Origin of the sequence: Blautia sp. DFI.9.10 (assembly GCF_024461705.1) — a bacterium.
Classification (GTDB): Bacteria; Bacillota; Clostridia; order Lachnospirales; family Lachnospiraceae; genus Blautia_A; species Blautia_A fusiformis.
In genome coordinates, this window is record NZ_JANGAA010000014.1 from 1 (window position 1) to 22,858 (window position 22,858).

The window sequence follows — 22,858 nt, forward strand, 5'->3', positions numbered from 1 at the left end:
AGGAATAGACGACATTGTTGTTTGATTTATATGTTGTGTTCATATTTATATTATATTATGGTTTATTAGTTAATACAATTACTATTTTGTCCCTCTTCAATTACTTGCATAAATTCGATGGACGCGTCTTATATCCCCATAGTTGAAGCAGGGGGTTTTACGACGCATTGGATAAAATACTATATTCCAAAACGACACAAAAAAATCGCCGAACCCCAGTAAAATCAAAAGGTACAGCGATTTTTTTGTTTAGCAACTGTCAAAGACAGGAGTATAAAACGGTTTCTGACCAATGTCAAGCCAGAAAGATTTAAGCCCTCTTACACTGTCTGATTTGCCAGACAGAATTCTTATAATTCCGGAACCACTGTAGTCCATAGATGATTTCCTATTTTCTGGAAATCCCCCTCCAGAGACATTACAGTTACTACTGCATCCTTGTCAGGAAACGCCAGGCAGAACTGACCATAATTTCCATCGGATCGATAGGAACCGGCTTCCGGATTCATGACAAACTGATATCCATATCCAAAACCGGAATAAAGATTTCCCGGACTTCCTGCCACTGAATTATCCACCAGATTGGACGTTGCCATCTTCATGTACGACTCTGGCACCAGCTGTTTTCCATTATAATTTCCCTTGTGAAGAATCATCTGTCCATACCGGGTAAACTCATCAATATTCACATAAAGTCCATTAGCCGCATGCACATGCCCTTTCGGACACAAAGTCCAGTCTGGATTTCCAATTCCCAGCGGTTCAAAAAAGCGATTTCTCAAATATTCCAGAAGATTAACTCCCGCACGTTTTTCAATCGCGCAGCTGATCATATAAGTATTAAAATTGCTGTACAGCCATTCTGTTCCCGGTTTTTTTATCACTTTCGCATTCTCGAAGAAATATCGGATCCAGTCCGGAGTTGTGTAACGCTCCGGCCAGTCACAGAAAAACAGAGAGCTTTCCAAACCTGTAGTCATTGTCAGCATATTTTCCAGCGTTACATCCCCCAGATATCCTTCCGGATTCTCCGGTGCATACTCTGGAAAAATATCCACAATCTTCTCATCAAGTCGAATCAGCCCTTCATCAAGTGCGATTCCTGCCGCACAGGACACAACACCCTTGCAGGCAGACCAGGTGTTAAGGCGTGTCTTGACCGGCATTCTTTTATATTCTGCCGTTAACTGTCCTTCACGCCATATCTGCGCATACATAACATTGAGATTTTCTTTTAAAGTTTTGATAGCAAATTCATTGATCAGGTTCTGGTCTTTATTCATAAACATTAATCCTCCCACACACTTGTTTCCATCTTTACATCAGGACTTACACTTCTAAACCATCCGTAAGCCATGCATACTACAATGGCTATCAGACTGATGATTACTACCGGAAGTTTCAGGCTTCTGCAAGAATTGATAAAAATGCAGATATATGCAAACAGGCTCAAACAGCAGAGGAAATAATATTTTCCGTTAGAAATATGCATTGGTGATTTTTCCCATGCTTCTGCATGTTTTTTCGGAAGCTGGAAATACGCATAAATCTGCAGAAATGCCAATGCTGATGCCAGAAGCATAATATTATTTACAACATCACTGATAGAAAAGTCCAGTAACACAGGTAATATTCCCATAAGATAAGTAAATGTCATCAGTTTCCAGTAAGCCCCTCTTCTGTTCTGAGCTGCCCATGATTTCGGAAGCCATCCATCTTTACAGGACTGTGCAACCGGAATACAGTTATTGGAAATTGTTGAATTAATGGATGAAGACAGTGCAAGTACCGGACCACCAATCATAAATACTGTGAAAAGTGCCGGATTTAAAATATTTTTTGCAACCAGGGTAAGCGGCTGTCCGGCTACCTGATCCAGAGGAAGCACACCACTTGCTACAATTGCAACACCGCCATATACAACCATCAGTGTCGGAATACAGTACAGAAGTGCCTTTGGAATATCTTTATGCGCTTCTTTTGCCTGTTTACCATAATTCATAATGCAGGAATATCCGTTTGTTGAATATACATACAGCATGATTGCGGAAAAGAATCCGGATGGACCATTGGAGAAAAAGTCTGGTGCTGTAAACTCAAACACCGGATTTTTCAGCTGGAGGCATCCCAGAACAATAAACAGACCAAGTGCAACAAACAGCAGGATAACCAGAATTTTCTGTACCTTCGCCATTACATCCACACCACACAGATTGATGGCAAAGAACACACTCAGGGCTGCAATTCCAAACCATTTCGCATTAATCTGCGGCCACAGGGAATTTGCATACATACCAATTGCCACACCATAAGTCGCCAGATTGATCGTCTGTGGCAAAAATCCTACTGCATACATACCGGCAACTCGTTTGCCGGCCATATCTCCTACCAGAGAATAAAATCCTCCTCCAAGTTTCAGTGTAGATGTGATCCATGGAATTGGTGCAATCATCATAAATCCCCAGATACATGCAGCTACATATGCCAACCATGCTGACTGACCAGTCAAAAGAATTGCCGGTCCGATCAGTGTCAGAACACCCGATCCAATCGCCTGTCCTACACCGATTGTATAAAGATCACTTCGTTTCAGGTAACCTGTTTTTTCTTTTATTTCCTTTACTGTTGACGACATAAAAGCCCCCCTTTTTTATTGACTTTAACATTAATAGTGTAATTAATTCTTTTTCTGACGTCATGTGAATTATTTAATGCTATATTAGCATCTAGGTTTCAAGATTTCTATTGACAATATTATTAAAAATACACACTTTAATTTGTGCATTATTTACATCTTTTTTATGTCAAGAAGAATTTTTTGCTCCATTATATTGTAATCAAACTTTACACCTGTTATAATTTATTATACTAATCGTACAATACAGGAGGTTTTCATGAAAATAGAACAGTTGATCCGTGAAAAAGTATCTTTCCTTTCTGCCGGTCAGAAGAAAGTCGCCGAATATATATTACAACACCTTGATTCATTCAGTTATTCCACCCTTGCGAAACTCAGCAAGGAAATTTCCGTAAGCGAAACCACTATCATACGCCTTGCCTATTCCCTGGGATTTGAAAGTTTTTCTGAAATGCAGCGTACTGTACAGAATGATATTCTTTCCGTTCCTACGGTTATAACAGACGATTCACTGCTGGATAGCGGAAATTTTTATCAAAACATCATTGCCAATGAACTCCATTCCATGGAAAGCTGGGCATCTCATCTGAATCAGGAAGATATGGATCAGATTGTTACCCATCTGAGCAATGCCAAAAAACGCCTCATTGTTGGTGCACGCTCTTCCTACAGTGCCGCTCTCTGGATGGGAACTCTGTTGAATCAGCTTCTTGGAAATACCAAGGTGGTTCACGAATTTTACGATTCCAATTTCGAATATCTCACAGAAGCATCCGAGGATACAGTTGTTCTTCTGATCTCTTTTGCCCGCTATACCAAATGGTCTCTGAAATATGCACAGATTGCCAAAAATCATGGTGCAAAGATACTCGCCATCACAGACAGCATTTCATCACCGGCATGGGCGCTGGCAGACCACGCTATCATTACAGAGATCAATCTCAATGAAATGGGATTTAACTCCTTCTCATGCCTCTATTGTCTGTTTGACAGTATTGTTGCAAAAATCCGCAAAACCAGGTGCAAATCCATCAGTACACGACTTCATGACCTGGAAGAACTTTATTCAGACTTTGATCTTTTTTACGAATAATAATTTCAGGGGGGGGATTATCATGCAGGAAATTTTAGATATTTTTCTTGAGAAATCAAAGCAACATCATTCCAATATCATCTACGCACAGATATATAAAAATGATCTTCTAAAAGAAGAATTCAGACTTTTTCCGGTCAAAACCCGTTTAAATATATGGTCTATCAGCAAGCCTTTTGTTGCAATGGCCGCAGGTATCGCAGAACGTGAAGGACTGATCACTCTTGATGAATATATTTATCCCTGGTTTGAAAAATATTTCCCGTCAAATCCTTCCGAAAATCTTTACAAAATAAAGATCCGTGATCTTCTTACCATGTCATCCGGTCAGAAAGATCCGCTCTTTTTCTGCGATGGACCAGAGCGATACAGAGAAAAGGACTGGGTGAGATATTTCTTTCAGAATGATTCTTTTCCATATACACCCGGTACTCATTTTGTGTACAGCAATTTTTGTTCCTATATTTTATCTGTTCTTCTGGAAGAGAAATCCGGAACGGGTCTGCTGAATTATCTGCGATATCGTTTCTTTGAACCGGTTGGCATTCCGAATCCGGACTGGACCCTCTGCCCTCAGGGACATTGTATGGCAGCTAACGGACTGTATCTGACGATTGATGAATTGGCTCGTTTTGGACATCTGCTTCTGCATGAGGGTTCCCTGAACGGAAAACAGATCGTCCCAAAAAAATTCGTGATTGATGCCTGTCAGAAACATATCGATTCTTACAATCCACTGACGGAACATCCGGATTACCAGAGCTATGGTTATGGATATTTCATATATATGGGACCTATGGAAGATACACTGATCCTGTCCGGCAATTACGGCCAATACTGCGTCATTGACAAAAAACGTCAGATGGTATCCTGTGTCATGTCCCTAGATGGCAATGACCACAAAAAAATCCGTGATGATCTGGTAGATTCCCTTGCAGAATATTACGGTGTGAAAATTTCACATATATAAAAAAATGCCACTCCGCGGCCACATCATATGATATTCGCAATCCGCTAGCGCTACTTGCTCATAAAAAAATGCCACTCCGCGGCCACATCATATGATATTCGCAATCCGCTAACGCTACTTGCTCATAAAAAAATGCCGCTCCCGCGGCATTTTTTTATATCACTAACCAATCCTCAACCATAGCTGTATTATGTAGCAGTACTGCCTCATTTCCCTTTGTTACAAAAATCCTCTGCACAAACACATCCACAACTTCGCCTTCCCGGACGGGTTCTTCGTCAAGGCTTCTTCTGGCGCTGAGTGTGGTGTTTCCTACACGGACTTTCAGTTCCAGGCTGCTGCCGCGGAACGCGACTCGTTCTACGATGCCCTCTGTTGCGGAGCTTTTATATTTCTGCTCCTCGTTCTTCTTTGTCACTTTTACAAACTCCGGACGGACAATGGCTTTTTCGCCTCCCGGAACTTCCTCGAAGTGATTGAACACCTGATAATCATCGATCACAGAAGTCTGCCCGAAAAATCCCGCCGTAAACGCAGTATCCGGATTCTGATAAACCTCCAGTGGAGTTCCCTTCTGCTCGATCCGTCCACGGTTGGTAATAATAATTTCATCCGCCACCTCAATAGCCTCATCCTGGTCATGGGTAACAAAAATACTGGTGATCCCCAGCTTCTCGATCATATCCTTCAGCCAGCTTCGAAGCTCCGTACGGATCTTTGCATCGATCGCCGCAAAAGGCTCATCCAGAAGGAGAAGCTGCGGATTCGGAGCCAGAGCCCGGGCAAAAGCAACTCGCTGTCTCTGACCACCGGACAGCTGACTCGGATATCTTTTCTCCAGGCCCTTCAGCCCGATCAGCTCTACCAGTTTCATAACCCTCTGCTTAATATACTTCTTATCCGCCTTCTGTACCTTCAGGCCAAATGCAATATTATCATACACCGTCATATACCGGAAAAGAGCATAATTCTGGAACACAAATCCAATGCCTCGCTCGCTGGCCGGCACATCATTGACCACTCTTCCGTCGATGATGATCTCCCCGCTGTCTGGCTGCTCCAGACCGGCGATCATACGGAGAATCGTAGTTTTTCCGCTTCCGCTGGGCCCCAGAAGACCGATCAGCTTCCCCTTTTCGATACCAAAGCTTACGTTATCAGATGCCTTGTAATCCCCATATGTTTTATTGATATTTTTTAACTCAACGTACATCGCCTTTTTCCCCCTTTCCTTTATGCTCCAGAACATTTCTTGCGATCAGAAGGACCACCGCCAGGATCACCAGGATCGAAGAAACCGCAAATGCCGGAACATACTGGAATTCGTTATAAAGAATTTCCACATGAAGCGGAAGTGTATTTGTTTTTCCACGGAGATGTCCGGACAGTACGGACACAGCTCCAAACTCTCCCATGGCTCTGGCTGTACACAGCACAACACCATAGAGAAATGCCCACTTGATATGTGGAAATGTCACCTTGGTAAAAATCGTCCAGCCTTTTGCTCCCATCAGTGCTGCCGCCTCTTCCTCATCGGACCCTATGGATTCCAGAACCGGTATGATCTCTCTGGACACAAATGGAAACGTGACAAAGATCGTTGCTAGGATAATTCCCGGAACTGCAAACACGATCTGTATCCCTGCACTTTCAAGAACAGAATAAAGAGGACTCTGCTTTCCAAAAACCAGGATATAGATAAGACCTGCGATAACCGGTGATACTGTAACCGGAACATCGATCAAAGTGGTAAGTAGCTTTTTTCCCCGAAAATGAAATCTGGTCATTGCCCATGCCGCACACAGACCAAAGATCGTGTTGCATACAACAGCCGCAGCCGTCGCCTCAATGGTCAGCTCCAGCGCTTTCAGCGTGTACTCATCTGTCACCGCCTGCACATAGCACTGCCAGCCCTTGCTCAGCGCCTGGGTTACAACAACCACCAGAGGCAGTACCAGCATCACAAAAAGAAAGATCACGGAAATCCCGATAAGGATCCATTTCACCGGCCCGGAAGCCTGCTTCTTTTTTTCATCCATTATGCATCCCTCCCTCTGATACGTTTCGTATTTCTTGCCTGCACCAGATTCACACCAAACAGGATCAGGAATGATACTGCCAGTGTAACCAGTGCGATAGCTGTTGCGCTTTCATAGTCAAACTCCTGAAGCTTTGACATGATGATCAGCGGCGTGATCTCTGTATAATAAGGCTTGTTTCCTGCAATAAAAACAACACTTCCGTATTCTCCCAGGCAGCGTCCGAAGGCAAGTCCCGCCCCGGAAAGCATTGCCGGCAGAAGCTCCGGAAGAATAACCCTGCGAAAAACGGTGAATGGCTTTGCACCCATGACACGAGCCGCCTCCTCATAAGAACCGTCCAGTTTCTCCAGAACCGGCTGAATGGCCCTGACTACAAAAGGGATTCCCACAAAGATCAATGCCACCGTGATACCGATTCTGGTATATGCGATCTTAATACCGAAATTTGCAAAAAAGCTTCCCACCAGACCTTTATCGGATGTCAGGGATGTCAGTGAGATACCGGCAACTGCAGTCGGCAGTGCGAAAGGCAGCTCGATCATTCCATCCATGATCCTTTTTCCCGGAAAATCATATCTTACCAGCACCCACGCAAGGACCAGGCCCATAATAGCATTGAGCACTGTGGCCGCAAATGCGGTAATAAAGCTTACATAGAATCCGGACAAAACCCTCGGCCGTGTGATCACCTCAATAAATTCCCGAAAACCCAGCCGCGCCGAATATACTGCCAGAGACGCAAGAGGGATCAGAACTACGATACTCAGCATCGCCAAAGTCACTCCCATTGTCAGTCCAAAGCCTGGTATCACACGTTTACTCTGTTGTTTCTTCATTTCTGTCTCCCCGCTTTTCTATTCTAAGTTTCTGATCTGTTACAAATTCCCGATCTGCTGCAAATCTCTGGCTCTTCTACTCTTCATAGATCTCATCAAACACTCCGCCGTCTGCGAAATGCTTTTTCTGAACTGCATCCCAGCCTCCAAAATCTTTGATCGTTGTCAGCTTCACCTTCAGATCAAAAGTATCTGCATGCTTTTTCAGGATCGTCTGATCAACCGGCCTATAGTAATTCTCCGCGATCAGCTCCTGAGCTTCATCGGAATACAGATATTTCAGATATGCTTTCGCAGCTTCTGCATTATCATGCTTTTTCACATTTTCATCTACAACAGCAACGGATGGCTGTGCCAGGATACTGATGCCCGGCGTTACGATCTCGTAATCATCCGGATTATCCCTTACAGAAAGAAACGCTTCATTTTCCCAGGCGATCAGCACATCACCCTGCCCGTTTTCCACGAAAGAGGTTGTGGCACCTCTTGCACCGGAATCCAGAACCAGGACATTTTTGTAAAGCTTCTTGATAAAGGCTTTCATCTCTGTCTCGTTGCCGTTATATTTCTCATTGGCATAAGCCCAGGCTGCCATGTAATTCCAGCGGGCACCACCGGAGGTTTTCGGATTGGGAGTGATCACCCCCACCCCATCCTTTGTCAGATCATCCCAGTCGTGGATATTCTTCGGATTTCCCTTCCGAACAAGAAATACAATGGTGGAAGTATAAGGAGCACTGTCATCCGGATATTCATCAATCCAGCCCTTGTCGATCAGACCGGCATTCCGGATCGCATCAATATCATATTCCAGAGCAAGTGTCGCCACATCCGCAGGAAGTCCATTGGAAATCTCAAGAGCCTGCTTTCCGGAACCGCCATGAGACTGGATCACATCCACACTCTGACCTGTTTCCTCTTTCCAATATTTTGAAAAAATCTTATTATATGCTTCATAAAATTCTCTGGTCGGATCATAGGACACATTGATGATCTCCACATGATTTTTATCCTTTGTATTGTTTCCCGATACTGCAAAAGTTCCTGCCAGTACCACTGCTGCCAGTGTGATACAGACACCTGCAATGCGTTTTCTTTTCATGATCTGTGTACTCCTTTACAACCACATTTTTATTTAGAAATCTTTTTCCCAACAATGTAACTGCTTCATTTCGCTGTCAAATCATACCTGTTCTTTCCGTTTACTGTGGTTCTGTAATTTTTTTATTTGAATTGAATACATTAAACCATATTATTCCCATTAATTAAATAGGAATATCTGAAAACGTTTTCACAAAAATACTCTGGTCATAGCGCAACTGCATCCTGTCTGTCACTATATCTGCGCATCCGCAATCCTCAGATACAATAATCGCTCCACATACTGTCCTCCACACTGCTGCAGCTGTTCCGTATCATCAGTCTGCCTTCCAGCTCCATTCGCACAATACCGGAATGTCCGCCCTTCAGTCGGTCCAGCAGCAGGTATAATGCAAATTTTCCCATATCCTCCTTGGGCAGGCTCACCGTTGTCAGCATCGGTCTGGTAAACTGTGCCTCCTGTATATCATCGCTGGATATGATCGAAGGCATATAATACCGGTTCCGAAATTTATTCAGGCACTTCAGCATTCCGATCGCCGAAATATCATTGGCACAGTAGATTCCGGTTGGCATGTCGTCCGACTGAAAGAACTTTTCCATGGCCTCGTAGCCCTCGGCCTCAGTCTGCTTTGTTTCGATAACATACTCCGGTATCACATCCAGATCATGCTTCTTCAGTGTTTCCAGATACCCGTTATACCGGTCCTCGCTGTGACATTGGCCAATATAACCGATATTTTTGTGCCCCAGGGAGATCAGATATTCCACTGCCGCTGCTGCGATCTTTTTCCCATCACAAAGGACCTCATCCACTTCATAATTGGTAGAATTCCGGTTCACCGATACCACACTCTTATACTTCTTATTCAGCTTCTTCAAAGCCTCTTTATTACATCTACCGATGATGATCAGTCCGTCCCTTTTCCCTTCCACCTCATCATACATTCCGTCGATCAGCCGGTCCAGATTCTCCCTTCGGCACTTCCGGTCATCGGAAAACACAGACATATACCATACTTTGGAAAGAATGCAGTTTTTATCATGGATCTCACTTTCGATCACCCGAAGGAGCTCCGCAAAAAACGGATCCGTTGTGGAAGAATCGGTTCTTGTCATCAGGATATTGATGTACCAGGTTTTCTCCTGCTTTGCGGAAACGCCTTTTTTCAGATTCCGGGCCGCCTCGTTGGGCACATAATTCATCTCGATAGCTGTTTTCCATATCTTGTCCCTGAGTCCGGAAACAGAACATTTATAATTGGGATTATTCAAAACTCTGGAAACCGTCGCCGGTGAAACCCCTGCCTTTTCTGCAATCTTCTTGATGGACATATCCCCGTCCCCTCCCTCTGAAAAAAAAGTCTGCCCGCTGCCAGTCCTGTAAGCTGCTCAACGTCATCTGTATAACTCAGTATCATCAGTGTAACAGAATTTTTTATCGTTCCTTATTTCATAGTAATTAAATATGTTTTATATGATAATAAGAGTTTTAAAAAAAGTCAATCTTATTTTGTGAAAACGTGTTCTTTTTTTGCCTGCAATATATAAAAACAGACTGAGAACCTGATATATATTCTTATCAAGCTCCAGTCTGTTTTGCGTACTCAAACATATAAGATATAACTATGAGTAAATAACAAATGCTGATTACTAATATCCTTTGAATTATTTAACCGTTACCTTACAGGTCAGTTTTTTGGAACCACTCTGAACGGTAATGGTTGCAGTTCCTTTTTTGATGCCTTTTACAACACCTTTGGATGTGACCGTTCCCCCATTTTCCAATTCACATTTATACTAAAATTATAAATTTCCCATCACATTTAATCAAACTTTGTTTAGAATATTTTCGTCATATTTTGTCTGTTTACAGACATTTTTTAACATTTTTTCTACTATAAAAACCTGGCAGCTGCACATGTGAAAACTTTTGCACCTGCTTTATTACCAAAATGCCAAGAATACGACGCACAGTTATTCAAAATAAATATCTGTACTTTCTTCTCCTGTTCATAATAATCTCAAATACTCTTTCTTTATATTCCTGCGGATAATAACTTTCCATATCCAATATTTCTTTTACGTCTTTTTTAGTAAATTCCAGACTTATCTGCTGACCATACAATTCTTCCGCAATCTCGATCTGCTCATCAAAATCTTCACACAGAGTTTTCGATCGTGCCTCCTCCATCAGATTATTTATGTTTTCTTCCATCGGATAATCCATCTGTATATCTGATAGCAGTCCTGCACCGTTATCAAATATTGGACATAAATGATATTTTTCTTCTGCATCCATTAAAACTCCAATATTATGCATATGCCGATCTTCATTCATAAAAAATGTATCAATTGCCAGGATCTTACTCATATACTTTCCAAAATCGCTAATTCCCGTAATGCGTTCCGTCTGATCTACTATAAATTCCAGTCTTTCCGAATGTTCTGGAATCGTGAATAATTTTTTATAAAGACTTTCATTATAAAATCCATAAAAAAGTCTTTCTAATGTAATAAGCTGCCATCCCTCAGGCAAAAAATTTTCACTTTTACATCCCAGATATTTTCTTCTCTTATAACTAATCTCTTCTGTTTTATATAAAACATACTCTTCCTGTTTCAGTGAAGATTTTTCCAACAAACGTGAAACAACATATTCCACCAATCCCTCATATCCCATATAATCAGCTTTATACCATACATTATTCCTGCACCATTTCAATTGGTTTCCTTTTGACGATTGTCTGTCATTTGTTTTGATATCCTGTTCAAAAAGCTGTACCATCTTTACCTCTCAATCCTGATCCAGAAATCATCCTCTGCCATTCTTCCTTCGGTCTTTTCTATAATCATAAACGGATCATAGAATGGCAGATTCAAATCTTCTAATACCAATTTTATTTTGTCTCGTTGTCTCGGGAAACAACGAGATTCCAGAAATTCCTCGTATTCTTCAAAGGTTGGTTTTTCATTTCGGCCAAATGCTTTTTTAATAAAATTGTTTGTATAATTATATATTTTTACTTTTCTGCCTCTCTCATCCACATCAATAATCGTACATATTTCACTCTTAAACATGTACCATAAGCGTATCGGATATTCTTTTTCCGGCACGCGGAGGTTTTCCTCTATCTGAGGATACTCGTTTAAAATATGAACTAATGTCGTAACCGGTCCTGTAATATCCCGATTTTCACTTTCCCATCTTTCTATTGTTTTCTGAGATACATTTACTAACTTTGCAAAATCTTTTTGTGTAAGCTTCAATTTCTTCCTTAAAATTCGTATATCTTCTGCCCGTATCGAATGTTTCACAGCATATCCTGTCATTTTAGATTCCCCCTTTTTTATTAATATACCCTTATTTTAAGGGTATAACAAGCTATTTTATTCCTTATTTTAAGGGTTTTCTATATTTATAAAAAACCCGGCAGCTGCACATGTGAAAAATCTCCATGTTTCATCTGCCGGGCTTCTGTTTTTATTTTCTTTTGTATTCTTTCACTGTTATGGCGATTTTACGTACGCCTGCTTCATCGTTACTTCACCGTTATCTTACAGTTCAGTTTTTTCGCTCCGCTCTGCACGGTGATCACGGCCGTCCCTTTTCGGATTCCCTTTACAACACCTTTGGAATTTACCGTAGCGATCCTGCAATCCGAGGAACGGAAAAGAATCTTTTCGTCGCTGTAATACGGCACGGTCACTGCCTGGATCGTATATGTTTTTCCACGAAGTATGGTTTTTGTTTTGGGCACGCCGGTCATCTTTGCGGTCCTTACTGCGGCAGTATTGTTCAAAAAACGGAACCCATTTTTCTTTGCGTAAGTCTGAGCAGTAGAACCCTTTTTTCCGGCAATGACAAAAGTTTTATTTTTTCCACTATTGAAATTATAGCCGATCGCTTCTTTTTCTATCACTGTTTTACTGTTGAGGATCGTAATCTTTTTCATTGCCAGGCAATCATAAAAAGCATGGCTTCTGATCTTTTTCACACTGGCAGGTACTGTAATATTCCCCAGTTTTCGACAATTACTGAATACACCGTTCCCGATCTCTGTAAGCTTCTTCGGCAACGACACCTTTCTGAGATCTGTACAAAAAGAAAACGCACCTTCACCAATAACCGTAACACTGTCCGGAAAGCTTACTCCTGTCAAACCGCAATGCCGGAAGGCAGCTCTTTCTATCCTGGAAACGCCCTGTCCAAGCGTAACCTTTTTCAGCTTCATATCCGCCTCAAATAACGATTCCGGTAATATTTTCACACTTCCCGGAATGCTGACAGATTCCAGATTGTTACAGTAACTGAAAGCATATTCATCAATTTTTGTCACAGTTTTCGGTACATCCAGGCTCATAAGCTTACTCTGGTAAAAAGCATATGCACCAATGCTTTTCAGTCCATCAGGAAGCTTGATCCTGGTGATCGCAGTATCTCCAAATGCTCTTACTCCAATACTCCGCAGAGTTCCCGGCAACGAAATCCTCTTCATATTTCTGCAGCCTGAAAAGGTTCTGTCACCGATTCCCGTGATCCCAGATGCAACGGTTACTGTTTTTATCATTGCTGATCTGTATGAAAAATCATCGGTAACCTTAACCTCCCCTTTTCCCTGTATCTGCAGGTTTCCATTGGAGTACAACCGGTAAACAGCTTTGCTTCCACAGGAGCCCTTCGCAACAAGCTTTGCAGTGCTCTGCACACCTGCTGCCGATGCTTCCTGTGCATATTCAGCCGCATAACCAGTCTGTGCATGTACAGCCACAGAAGATACACAGGACCCTGTCAGGATCATTGCCGTTGATAACAGTATTGCGATTTTTTTCCCAAACATAAAAACTCCCTCCCTGAGAATCGATCGGATATCCACGATCTTCTCCCATGCAGCAACAAAAGGACCGGCATACATCCGGTCCTCCTATTCATTATTTAGAATCTGTTGGTTAATCCAACCACATACATATCTTCTTTATATTCCGGGATCTTCACAAGAAGTCCCTCTGCAGTATCCTCAGTTTCTACCTTCACTGCCGGGTCAAATGGTCTCAGCGCCCCGTGATAGCCCTTGATCAGGAATTCATTGGCACCTTCCTTCAGATGATCTGCAAACACATTCAGATTTCCGTCTTTCTGTGTATAATGGAGCTCGATTCCACTCTCAAGCAGCTCAGATTCACGGTCACTGCAGCGTGTTCCGTAAATACCGTCATGGTTTACCTTCAGCCATGCACCCAGGATCTTCAGTCTTCTTACCTGCTCCTCCGGGATAGTTCCATCTGCCTTCGGGCCGATGTTCAGGAGAAGATTTCCGTTATTTGCCACTGTTCCGACAAGAAGTGAGATCAGATCCGGAACAGAGATCAGCTTGTCATCGCCTTCGTTGGCATTATAACCGAAGGATAAGCCCATTCCACGGCACATCTCCCATTTCTCATTTCTGTTTACAGAACCGGATTTATATTCCTTAGTAAGGAAATCGTGATAACGTCCGTTGAAACGGTCATTTACCACACCCTCCGGAACCTTATTGTAATAATGTGCAAAGAAATACGGCATCATCTCTTCACTCTGTGTCGGCCATCCGATATCATTCCAGAACACACTCGGTGCATAATCATCTACAAGCTCTTTCATCTGATTATAGGAATAATCTGCATATGCAAATGTCGGGCTGGCTGTTCCAAACAGATCATCATCCTCAAAAATAGGATCGTTTGCATACTGCCAGTCGATCAGTCCGGAATAATACAAGCCCATGCGGATTCCTGCGTCACGGACAGCTTCTGTCAGCTCACCGGTGATATTTCTCTTCGGTCCCATTTCTACGGAATTGAAATGTGTATATTTACTTGGGAACAGGCAGAATCCGTCATGATGCTTGGTTGTCAGAACAACATACTCCGCACCTGCTTCTTTGAAGATCTCTGCCCACTGCTTCGGATCCCAGTTTTCAGCTTTCCACATAGGAATAAAATCTTCGTATTTGAAATCTTTTCCGTATTTTTCTATATGATGCTTATATGTAGGGCCTTTTCCAATGTTCAGAGAATTGTAATACCATTCTGCATACGGATTATCCGCAAACCATTCCTTGGAATCAACCTCTCCCAACTCCCATGTATGCGGTGCAAATGCCGGCACGGAATAAATTCCCCAATGGATAAAAATTCCAAATTTACAATCCTCATACCATTTTGGAACTGTGTGTGCATTTACAGAGTTCCAGTTTCCTGTGAATCTTACATCTCCCATAATTAAAATACCTTATCCTTTCTGTCCTTTCAAAAAGACATTATAATTTACTCGCTTCCCCCAACAGCTATTCTACTGTGATCTTCAATACCACCGGCATATCTCCCGCCTCAATAACCCCTCTTCCGCAGGAAATATCCAGTTCTTTATTTCTCGCAAATGCCGGATGCAGATCTGTTCCGAGGATCTCAATATCCCGGATCGTGGATTTCAAAAGCTTCATATCATTGCCAAGAGCTTTGATATGGATCTCTCCATCCTCCGGCCAGTGCAGAACAGTCGCATAAATATGATTGCTCTTACTTGTAAAACGGATATCCTCAGAAGTAAAGTGCTTATCATAGGTATCCGTGAAATGTCCCTCCGGAACCACCGTCGGTCCCTCTCCGAATATCTTCCAGTATCTGGTTCCGTATATCGCCTCTCCGTTTACCTTCAGCCATTTTCCCATTTCTCTCAGGATATGTGCATCCTCTTCCGGAATTGTTCCATCCGGCTTCGGTCCGATATTAAGAAGAAGTGCACCATTTTTGCTGACTACATCGATCAGATCCAGCACTACATCGGAAGGCTTCTTATAATCATTTCCAATGGTATAGCCCCAGGAGTTCTTAGCTACAGACGTATCATTCTGCCACAGATCCGGTGTGATATGATCTAACTGACCTCTTTCCAGATCATTCACTGCGCTGCCATAAACATATGCGTCAAATTTGGCATCAATAGCTGTTTCTTTTCCCCACTGTGCAGAACGGTTGTAATAATATGCTGCAAATTTACGAAGATACGGTTTCCATGCATACTGCTGGATCCACCAGTCAAAATACACGATGGATGGCTGATATTTATCCACGATCTCGCAGGTGCGGACAAGCCAGTCCTGCATATGCTCCTCTATCGGAGGATTGTCATAAATATCACTCATATCTCTGGTGATTCCTGCTGCCGGCCCATAAAGATCCGCATATTCCGGATCATTGACATCAGCCTCCGGGATCTGACGCCCTCCATTAAAGAACCAGTAATGCTCTGCTCTGTGAGAAGAAGCACCGAGAACCATTCCCTCTTTCTCAACCTCTGTCTTCAGCTCTCCGAGAATATCTCTTTTCGGTCCCATCTCAGCAGCGTTCCAGCGACAAAGGTCACTGGCATACATCTGAAATCCATCGTGATGCTCCGCTACCGGAACTACGAACTTCGCCCCCGCCTCTTTAAATAAGGCCGCCCATTCCTTCGGATCAAACTTCTCAGCCTTAAACTGAGGAATAAAATCCTTGTAGCCGAATTTATCCAGAGTTCCGTATTTCTCTGTATGATGCAGGTTCTCCTTAGAGCCTTTCACATACATATTTCTGGGATACCATTCGTTTCCGAAAGCCGGAACACTGTAAACACCCCAGTGGATAAAAATTCCGAATTTATCTCTTGCATACCACTTCGGCGTAGGATGCTCACAGAGAGAATCCCAGGTATCCGTGTACGGTCCCTGTGCGATCACCTCATCGATCAGAGAAAGGTATTCTTCTTTTTTCATCTGTTCGTCCTCTTTACATCTTTTATTTATATTGTATGGATGTCTCTATGTTATCATCAAACCTTTTGGTTGTATATGCCCAACAATTCACAAATAAAACGTTTCGTTTTTATATAAAACATACAACAAAAAAAAAGACCTTGATGATGTTTTTGTTCCAACTTCATCAAAGTCTTTTCTTTTTTACATAATATTCTCTTCGATCACCTTTTCGATCCGTCTCTTCACTTCTTCTGCGAGCTCTGTGGTATGCATATCTTTGTATTCCTCATAATACATCGGAGGAAGGATATGCACCTGTACGGTGATCCTCTCTGTAGAGCCGGTATCAAAAGCCTTAAAGGAATCGATCAGTGCAACCGGAACGATCGGGCATTTCGTCTTGGTGGCAGTCTTGAAGCTGCCGCCCTTGAACGGCCCCGGATGATTTCCGTTTTTACTTCTGGTTCCCTCCGGAAAGATCAGATAATTACGACCAGCCTTCACTTCCCGTATTACATTGACAATGACCTGCATGGACTGCTTCAGGTCTTCCCTGTCAATGATAAAGGCCTTCATACAGGCAAAAACCTGCTTCAGAAAAGGAATCTCTCCAACTTCCTTCTTGGCAACTACCGAAAAAGGAACCGGGCATGCCCGGATGATCGCCAGCACATCAAACAGTCCCTGGTGATTCGGAAAAAACATAAACCCCTTTTCTTTTGGGATATTTTCAGCTCCATGCACATCAATATGGATATTTCCGCCTTCGATGGCATGCTCATCTACCAGTCTCAGGAATGCGTATTTCTTCTCTTCCGGATAATCATCTGTATGCGCTGCATACCAGCAAAGCTTGATCCACCAGTAAGGAACAAAGACTATATTTCTGAGCACCATCAGCAAAATCCGCTTCATTCTTACATCCTCCCGCCTCTGCTTTATCCGTTCAGTTTCCCTGCGATCTTATCCTCGTATCCCGGATTCTTTTTCAGAAAAACCTCATAAGCCTTTGTATAATCTGTATAGGTTTTCGTAGTCATAAATTTCTGATAATCCTTAGCAGCCTGCTGGCTGATCTTATCTGAAATCTCAGAAGGCGCATACAGATAATACTTTTTGTCCTGGACCTTTACAAGATAGGTACTGATACATGGATATTCCTGCTCGTTCTCCAGAACAAGATTATAGCGGATATAAACATAAGAATAATTTTTGTTTTCAGAAATGGAGCCACAGCTGTCGATATTTACATCCTTTACTCCATGGGCCTGAAAATATTTTATCGTGGAGGAAATCTCTGTTTTCGCCTCATCCGATAACTTATCCGCACTGTAACAGCTCTGCATCTTTTTATTCTTGCCTGCTGCTGCCGCTTTGATGTAGCCTTCCACAACCCCCTCCGGAGTTCTGTGGCTGATCTTTCCGCAGCCTCTGGCCGCCAGAACGATCACCAGCAGGATCAGAATGATCCCCGCCAGTGTCGCAATGTGGACAAAATTCAGTTTTTTATTAGAGTATTTCAGCTTCTTTACTGATTTTTTTCTGCGTTTTTTCTTTGTCGTCGTCATGACTTATCCTCGACCTTATTCCTCTTCACTGCCTGTGACAGCTTCCTCTGCAGAGCCTTCTTCGTTATCGCCGGTTTCTCCGTCAGCTTTTTCGGTAGTTGTATCTGCTTCCGGATCTTTATCTCTTACCTTGGCGATACTTGCAACGGTTACACCCTCTGTAAGATTGATCATCTTCACACCTGAGGTGATCCTTCCAAGAACAGAGATATCCGCACACTGCAGACGGATAATGATACCCTCTGTAGTGATCATCATGATCTCGTTCTCTTCGTTGACAGCCTTGGCGCCGACAACATTTCCGGTCTTCTCGGTGATCTTGTAGCACTTCACACCCTTACCGCCACGGTTCTGGACAACGAACTCACTCATAGCTGTACGTTTACCCATTCCGTTCTCGGAAACTACAAGCAGATAATCTCCCTGAGTGTTCAGCTGCATGGCAACAACTTCATCACCGTCAGTAAGATTCATACCTCTTACTCCCATGGACGCACGGCCTGTGCTGCGGACATCCGTTTCCTTAAAGCGGATACACTGTCCGTCCCTGGTCACAAGAATAATATCTTTATTATTATCAGTAGCCTTAACCTCGATCAGCTCGTCATCATCACGAAGAACGATTGCTGTAAGACCTGTCTTACGGACATTCTCGTAATCCTTGATCGGAGTTTTCTTCACAAGGCCTTTCTTGGTGGCCATCATCAGATAATGACCCTCTTCATATTTACGAAGCGGGATCACAGCTGTGATCTTTTCTCCCGGTGCAAGCTGCAGAAGATTGATGATCGCAGTTCCTCTGGCTGTACGACCGGCCTCCGGGATCTCATATGCCTTCAGTCTGTATACACGTCCTGTATTAGTAAAGAACATGAGATAATGGTGCGTTGTCGTCATCAAAAGCTCTTCGATATAGTCATCCTCAATCGTCTGCATACCCTTGATTCCTCTGCCGCCACGGTTCTGGCTGCGGAAGTTGTCAACGGTCATACGCTTGATATAACCAAGCTTTGTCATTGCGATCACTGTATTTTCTCTCGGGATCAGATCCTCTGTAGAGATATCATATACATCGTATCCGATGGAAGTCTTTCTGTCATCGCCGTATTTCTCTGCAATGGCAAGGATCTCCTCACGGATCACCCGGAGAAGGAGCTTGCGGTCAGCAAGGATTGCCTGGAACTTGCGGATCTTCTCCATAAGCTCTGCATACTCAGCCTCCAGCTTCTCTCTTTCCAGACCTGTCAATGCACGGAGACGCATATCCACGATCGCCTGTGCCTGCACATCTGTCAGCTCAAAACGGTCGATCAGCTCCTGCTTGGCGATCTGTACGTTGCGGGAGCCACGGATGATGCGGATCACTTCGTCAATATTATCAAGTGCCTTCAGAAGACCCTCCAAAATATGGGCTCTCTCCTGTGCCTTATTAAGATCATACTGTGTTCTTCTGCGAACTACATTCTCCTGATGCTCCAGATAGTACTCCAGCATCTCTTTCAGGTTCAGAACCTTCGGTTCCATATTTCCATGATTTGGAACAAGAGAAAGCATGATCACACCAAAAGTATCCTGCAGCTGTGTATGCTTGTAGAGCAGATTCAGGATCACGTTGGCATTGGCATCCTTACGAAGATCAATACAGATTCGCATACCCTCACGGCTGGAATGGTCGTTCAGGTCTGTGATCCCGTCGATCTTTTTGTCACGGACAAGCTCTGCGATCTTCTCGATCAGACGTGCCTTGTTTACAAGGTACGGGAGCTCGGTAACCACGATACGGGATTTACCGTTTGGCAAAGTCTCGATATTCGTCACCGCACGGACACGGATCTTGCCACGTCCGGTACGGTAAGCTTCCTCGATCCCTCTCGTTCCGAGGATGGTCGCTCCTGTAGGGAAATCCGGTCCCTTTACGATCTCAAGAAGCTCCTCCATAGCTGTTTCTCTGTCTTCTTCTACAATGTTATCAATGATCTTAACAACTGCATTGATAGTTTCACGAAGGTTATGCGGCGGAATATTGGTTGCCATACCTACCGCAATACCTGTAGTACCGTTTACCAAAAGGTTCGGAAAACGTGCCGGAAGCACAACCGGCTCACGCTCTGTTTCATCAAAGTTCGGCTGAAAATCAACCGTATCCTTGTTGATGTCAGCAAGCATCTCCATGGATATCTTGCTGAGACGTGCCTCTGTATATCGCATGGCAGCCGCACCGTCACCATCCACAGAACCAAAGTTTCCATGTCCGTCAACCAGCGGATATCTTGTGGACCATTCCTGAGCCATATTGACCAGCGCACCATAGATGGAGCTGTCACCGTGCGGATGATATTTACCCATGGTATCACCGACAATACGCGCACATTTTCTGTGTGGCTTGTCAGGACCATTATTCAGCTCGATCATAGAGTACAGAACTCGGCGCTGTACCGGCTTCAGACCGTCTCTTACATCAGGCAAAGCTCGTGAGGCGATAACACTCATGGCATAGTCGATGTAAGATTCCTTCATCGTTTTTTCCAGATCCACTTCGTGGACTTTGTCAAAAATATTATCTTCCATTCTTCTTTATTCTCCTAGATATCAAGATTCTTAACGAATCTTGCATTTTCTTCGATAAATTCACGTCTTGGCTCTACCTTGTCTCCCATAAGAGTGGTAAATGTCAGATCGATCTCAGATGTGGCAGCTTCGTCCATGGTCACACGGAGAAGGATTCTCTTCTCAGGGTCCATAGTAGTCTCCCAGAGCTGCTCGGCATCCATCTCACCCAGACCTTTATAACGCTGGATCTTATTGTTTCCGTCACGTCCGATCTCGGTAAGGATATTGTTCAGCTCATCATCGTCATATGCATACCATACCTTTTTGTTCTTCTCCACTTTATAGAGAGGAGGCTGTGCCAGGTATACATATCCCTGCTTGATCAGCTCCGGCATGAAACGATACAGGAAGGTCAGAAGCAGTGTTGCGATATGTGCACCGTCAACATCGGCATCGGTCATAATAATGATCTTGTGATAACGAAGCTTGGAAATATCAAAATCCTCATGGATTCCGGTTCCGAAGGCAGTGATCATTGCCTTGATCTCTTTGTTTCCGTAAATCTTATCCAGACGTGCCTTCTCAACATTCAGGATCTTACCACGCAGCGGAAGGATTGCCTGTGTGGCACGGTTTCTCGCTGTCTTGGCAGAACCGCCCGCGGAATCTCCCTCTACGATATAGATCTCACAGTTCTCCGGATTCTTGTCAGAACAGTCTGCAAGCTTTCCCGGAAGTGACATACTGTCCAGTGCGGATTTTCTTCTTGTAAGGTCACGTGCCTTTCTGGCTGCCTCTCTGGCTCTCTGTGCAAGAACAGATTTCTCAACGGTAGCCTTGGCAACTGCAGGATTCTGCTCCAGGAAAATCTCCAGCTGTTTACTTACAACACTGTCTACCGCACCTCTGGCCTCACTATTTCCAAGCTTCTGCTTGGTCTGACCCTCAAACTGCGGATTCTCGATCTTAACACTGACGATCGCAGTCAGGCCCTCACGGATATCATCACCGCTTAAGTTCGGCTCACTGTCCTTGAGAAGTTTGTTCTTACGTGCATAATCATTAAATGTATTGGTGATCGCATTACGGAAACCGGTAATGTGTGTACCGCCCTCCGGTGTATTGATATTGTTTACAAAGCCATAGGTGTTCTCTGTATAGGAATCATTATGCTGCAGCGCAACCTCTACAGACACGCCGTCCTTCTCACCCTCACAGTAAATGATCTCCGGGTAAAGAGCCTCCTTGCTTCTGTTCAGGTAGCTTACAAACTCACGGATACCCCCCTCATAGTGGAATATCTTCTCGCGCTCCTGTCCCTCTCTCTTATCCTCCAGAACGATACGAAGACCCTTAGTCAGGAAAGCCATCTCACGAAGTCTCTGTTTCAGGATATCATAATCATAAACAGTCTCCTCAAAGATCTCCTTGTCCGGAAGGAAATAAACCTTCGTTCCTGAAAGCCCCGGATCACAGTCACCTACCACCTTCAGCGGGTACATAGTCTTGCCACGCTCATATCTCTGTTTGTATTCCTTACCCTCTCGGTAGATGGTAACCTCCAGCCATTCGGAAAGTGCATTTACAACAGATGCACCAACACCGTGAAGACCACCGGAAACCTTATATCCTCCACCGCCGAACTTACCGCCTGCGTGAAGAATGGTAAATACAACCTCAACTGCCGGAATACCAGCCTTATGATTGATACCAACCGGAATACCACGACCATTATCTGTAACTGTAATGGAATTATCCGGATTGATATCTACATGGATCTCCGTACAAAAACCAGCCAGTGCTTCATCGACTGCGTTATCCACGATCTCATATACGAGATGATGAAGTCCACGGCTGGAGGTACTTCCGATATACATTCCAGGCCTCTTACGTACGGCTTCCAGTCCTTCCAGGATCTGGATCTGATCCGCGCCGTATTCTGTATTCTCTGCGCCCATGTCATTCCTCCTGTTCTTGTCGTCCGGACGTGTTTGAAAATTCATTTCTGCAGAACCATAGCAGCTTCAGAAATCATTACATCAAATCCTGAGCAAGATAAACTGATCTGTTAATTTCAGGAAATACTGTATTTTCATTTTGCAGAAAGCAATTCTCAAACCCGCTCCGGAAGTGTCATTTATACCTGTAAAATAAATATTTTTTACATACGAATACAGAGTTTATTATAGCACAAAAAAGCCTGTATTTCCACGCAAAATCATAGGAAATACAGGCAAAAAAGTATCTTATTAAATGCAATTTCAAATTACATAGCACAATATGCG

General features: G+C 43.5%; 18 protein-coding genes. 2 read left to right on the plus strand and 16 right to left on the minus strand.

All coding sequences use genetic code 11. From position 1 onward, the window contains the following. Nucleotides 1-350: 350 nt before the first annotated feature. A complete protein-coding gene (locus NE671_RS09610) occupies nt 351-1,283 on the minus strand; it encodes a serine hydrolase domain-containing protein (RefSeq protein WP_165858209.1) in 933 nt (310 codons plus the stop codon). Nucleotides 1,284-1,288: 5 nt separating this feature from the next. Beyond that, the gene (locus NE671_RS09615; RefSeq protein WP_021653084.1) at nt 1,289-2,635 is read right to left on the minus strand and encodes an APC family permease; all 1,347 of its coding nucleotides are present in this window, start codon (nt 2,633-2,635) and stop codon (nt 1,289-1,291) included. Nucleotides 2,636-2,894: 259 nt separating this feature from the next. Between NE671_RS09615 and NE671_RS09620 the strand changes: the two genes are divergently transcribed. Next, nucleotides 2,895-3,731: a MurR/RpiR family transcriptional regulator gene (locus NE671_RS09620; RefSeq protein ID WP_178688338.1), complete on the plus strand. Its 837-nt coding sequence runs from the start codon at nt 2,895-2,897 to the stop codon at nt 3,729-3,731. A 22-nt stretch (nt 3,732-3,753) separates the two neighbouring features. After that, on the plus strand, nt 3,754-4,701 hold the full coding sequence (locus NE671_RS09625; protein WP_178688340.1) for a serine hydrolase domain-containing protein: 948 nt from the start codon (nt 3,754-3,756) through the stop codon (nt 4,699-4,701). A gap of 154 nt (nt 4,702-4,855) precedes the next feature. Here NE671_RS09625 and NE671_RS09630 read toward each other — a convergent pair whose 3' ends face one another. From NE671_RS09630 to gyrB, 14 genes are all read right to left on the minus strand, one after another. Beyond that, a complete protein-coding gene (locus tag NE671_RS09630) occupies nt 4,856-5,914 on the minus strand; it encodes a sulfate/molybdate ABC transporter ATP-binding protein (protein ID WP_256163915.1) in 1,059 nt (352 codons plus the stop codon). Further along, the gene (gene cysW / locus NE671_RS09635) at nt 5,904-6,740 is read right to left on the minus strand and encodes a sulfate ABC transporter permease subunit CysW (protein ID WP_256163916.1); all 837 of its coding nucleotides are present in this window, start codon (nt 6,738-6,740) and stop codon (nt 5,904-5,906) included. Before cysW ends, NE671_RS09630 begins: the two co-directional genes overlap by 11 nt. Further along, nucleotides 6,740-7,579: a sulfate ABC transporter permease subunit CysT gene (cysT, locus tag NE671_RS09640; protein WP_256163917.1), complete on the minus strand. Its 840-nt coding sequence runs from the start codon at nt 7,577-7,579 to the stop codon at nt 6,740-6,742. Before cysT ends, cysW begins: the two co-directional genes overlap by 1 nt. 76 nt (nt 7,580-7,655) lie before the next feature. Further along, nucleotides 7,656-8,681: a sulfate ABC transporter substrate-binding protein gene (locus NE671_RS09645; protein ID WP_021651680.1), complete on the minus strand. Its 1,026-nt coding sequence runs from the start codon at nt 8,679-8,681 to the stop codon at nt 7,656-7,658. Nucleotides 8,682-8,938: 257 nt separating this feature from the next. Further along, entirely contained in the window at nt 8,939-10,015 is a 1,077-nt protein-coding gene (locus NE671_RS09650; protein ID WP_059086950.1) for a LacI family DNA-binding transcriptional regulator, read from the minus strand. A gap of 646 nt (nt 10,016-10,661) precedes the next feature. Next, nucleotides 10,662-11,468: a hypothetical protein gene (locus tag NE671_RS09655; protein WP_015526588.1), complete on the minus strand. Its 807-nt coding sequence runs from the start codon at nt 11,466-11,468 to the stop codon at nt 10,662-10,664. A gap of 2 nt (nt 11,469-11,470) precedes the next feature. Next, nucleotides 11,471-12,013, minus strand: a complete 543-nt coding sequence (locus NE671_RS09660) for a helix-turn-helix domain-containing protein (protein WP_015526587.1) — start codon at nt 12,011-12,013, stop codon at nt 11,471-11,473. 209 nt (nt 12,014-12,222) lie between these two features. Further along, complete coding sequence (locus NE671_RS09665) at nt 12,223-13,521, minus strand: leucine-rich repeat protein (RefSeq protein WP_256163918.1); 1,299 nt, start codon at nt 13,519-13,521, stop codon at nt 12,223-12,225. A 95-nt stretch (nt 13,522-13,616) separates the two neighbouring features. Next, on the minus strand, nt 13,617-14,939 hold the full coding sequence (locus NE671_RS09670) for an alpha-L-fucosidase (RefSeq protein WP_059086493.1): 1,323 nt from the start codon (nt 14,937-14,939) through the stop codon (nt 13,617-13,619). Between the two features lie 67 nt (nt 14,940-15,006). Then, the gene (locus tag NE671_RS09675) at nt 15,007-16,473 is read right to left on the minus strand and encodes an alpha-L-fucosidase (RefSeq protein ID WP_256163919.1); all 1,467 of its coding nucleotides are present in this window, start codon (nt 16,471-16,473) and stop codon (nt 15,007-15,009) included. 183 nt (nt 16,474-16,656) lie between these two features. Continuing rightward, nucleotides 16,657-17,370 (minus strand): lysophospholipid acyltransferase family protein, encoded by a 714-nt coding sequence (locus NE671_RS09680; RefSeq protein ID WP_021651689.1) that lies wholly within the window; start codon nt 17,368-17,370, stop codon nt 16,657-16,659. A 23-nt stretch (nt 17,371-17,393) separates the two neighbouring features. After that, entirely contained in the window at nt 17,394-18,023 is a 630-nt protein-coding gene (locus NE671_RS09685) for a hypothetical protein (RefSeq protein ID WP_021651690.1), read from the minus strand. Nucleotides 18,024-18,038: 15 nt separating this feature from the next. After that, the gene (gene gyrA, locus NE671_RS09690) at nt 18,039-20,591 is read right to left on the minus strand and encodes a DNA gyrase subunit A (protein WP_092072417.1); all 2,553 of its coding nucleotides are present in this window, start codon (nt 20,589-20,591) and stop codon (nt 18,039-18,041) included. Nucleotides 20,592-20,605: 14 nt separating this feature from the next. Further along, the gene (gene gyrB / locus NE671_RS09695) at nt 20,606-22,531 is read right to left on the minus strand and encodes a DNA topoisomerase (ATP-hydrolyzing) subunit B (RefSeq protein ID WP_129975821.1); all 1,926 of its coding nucleotides are present in this window, start codon (nt 22,529-22,531) and stop codon (nt 20,606-20,608) included. Nucleotides 22,532-22,858 lie beyond the last annotated feature (327 nt).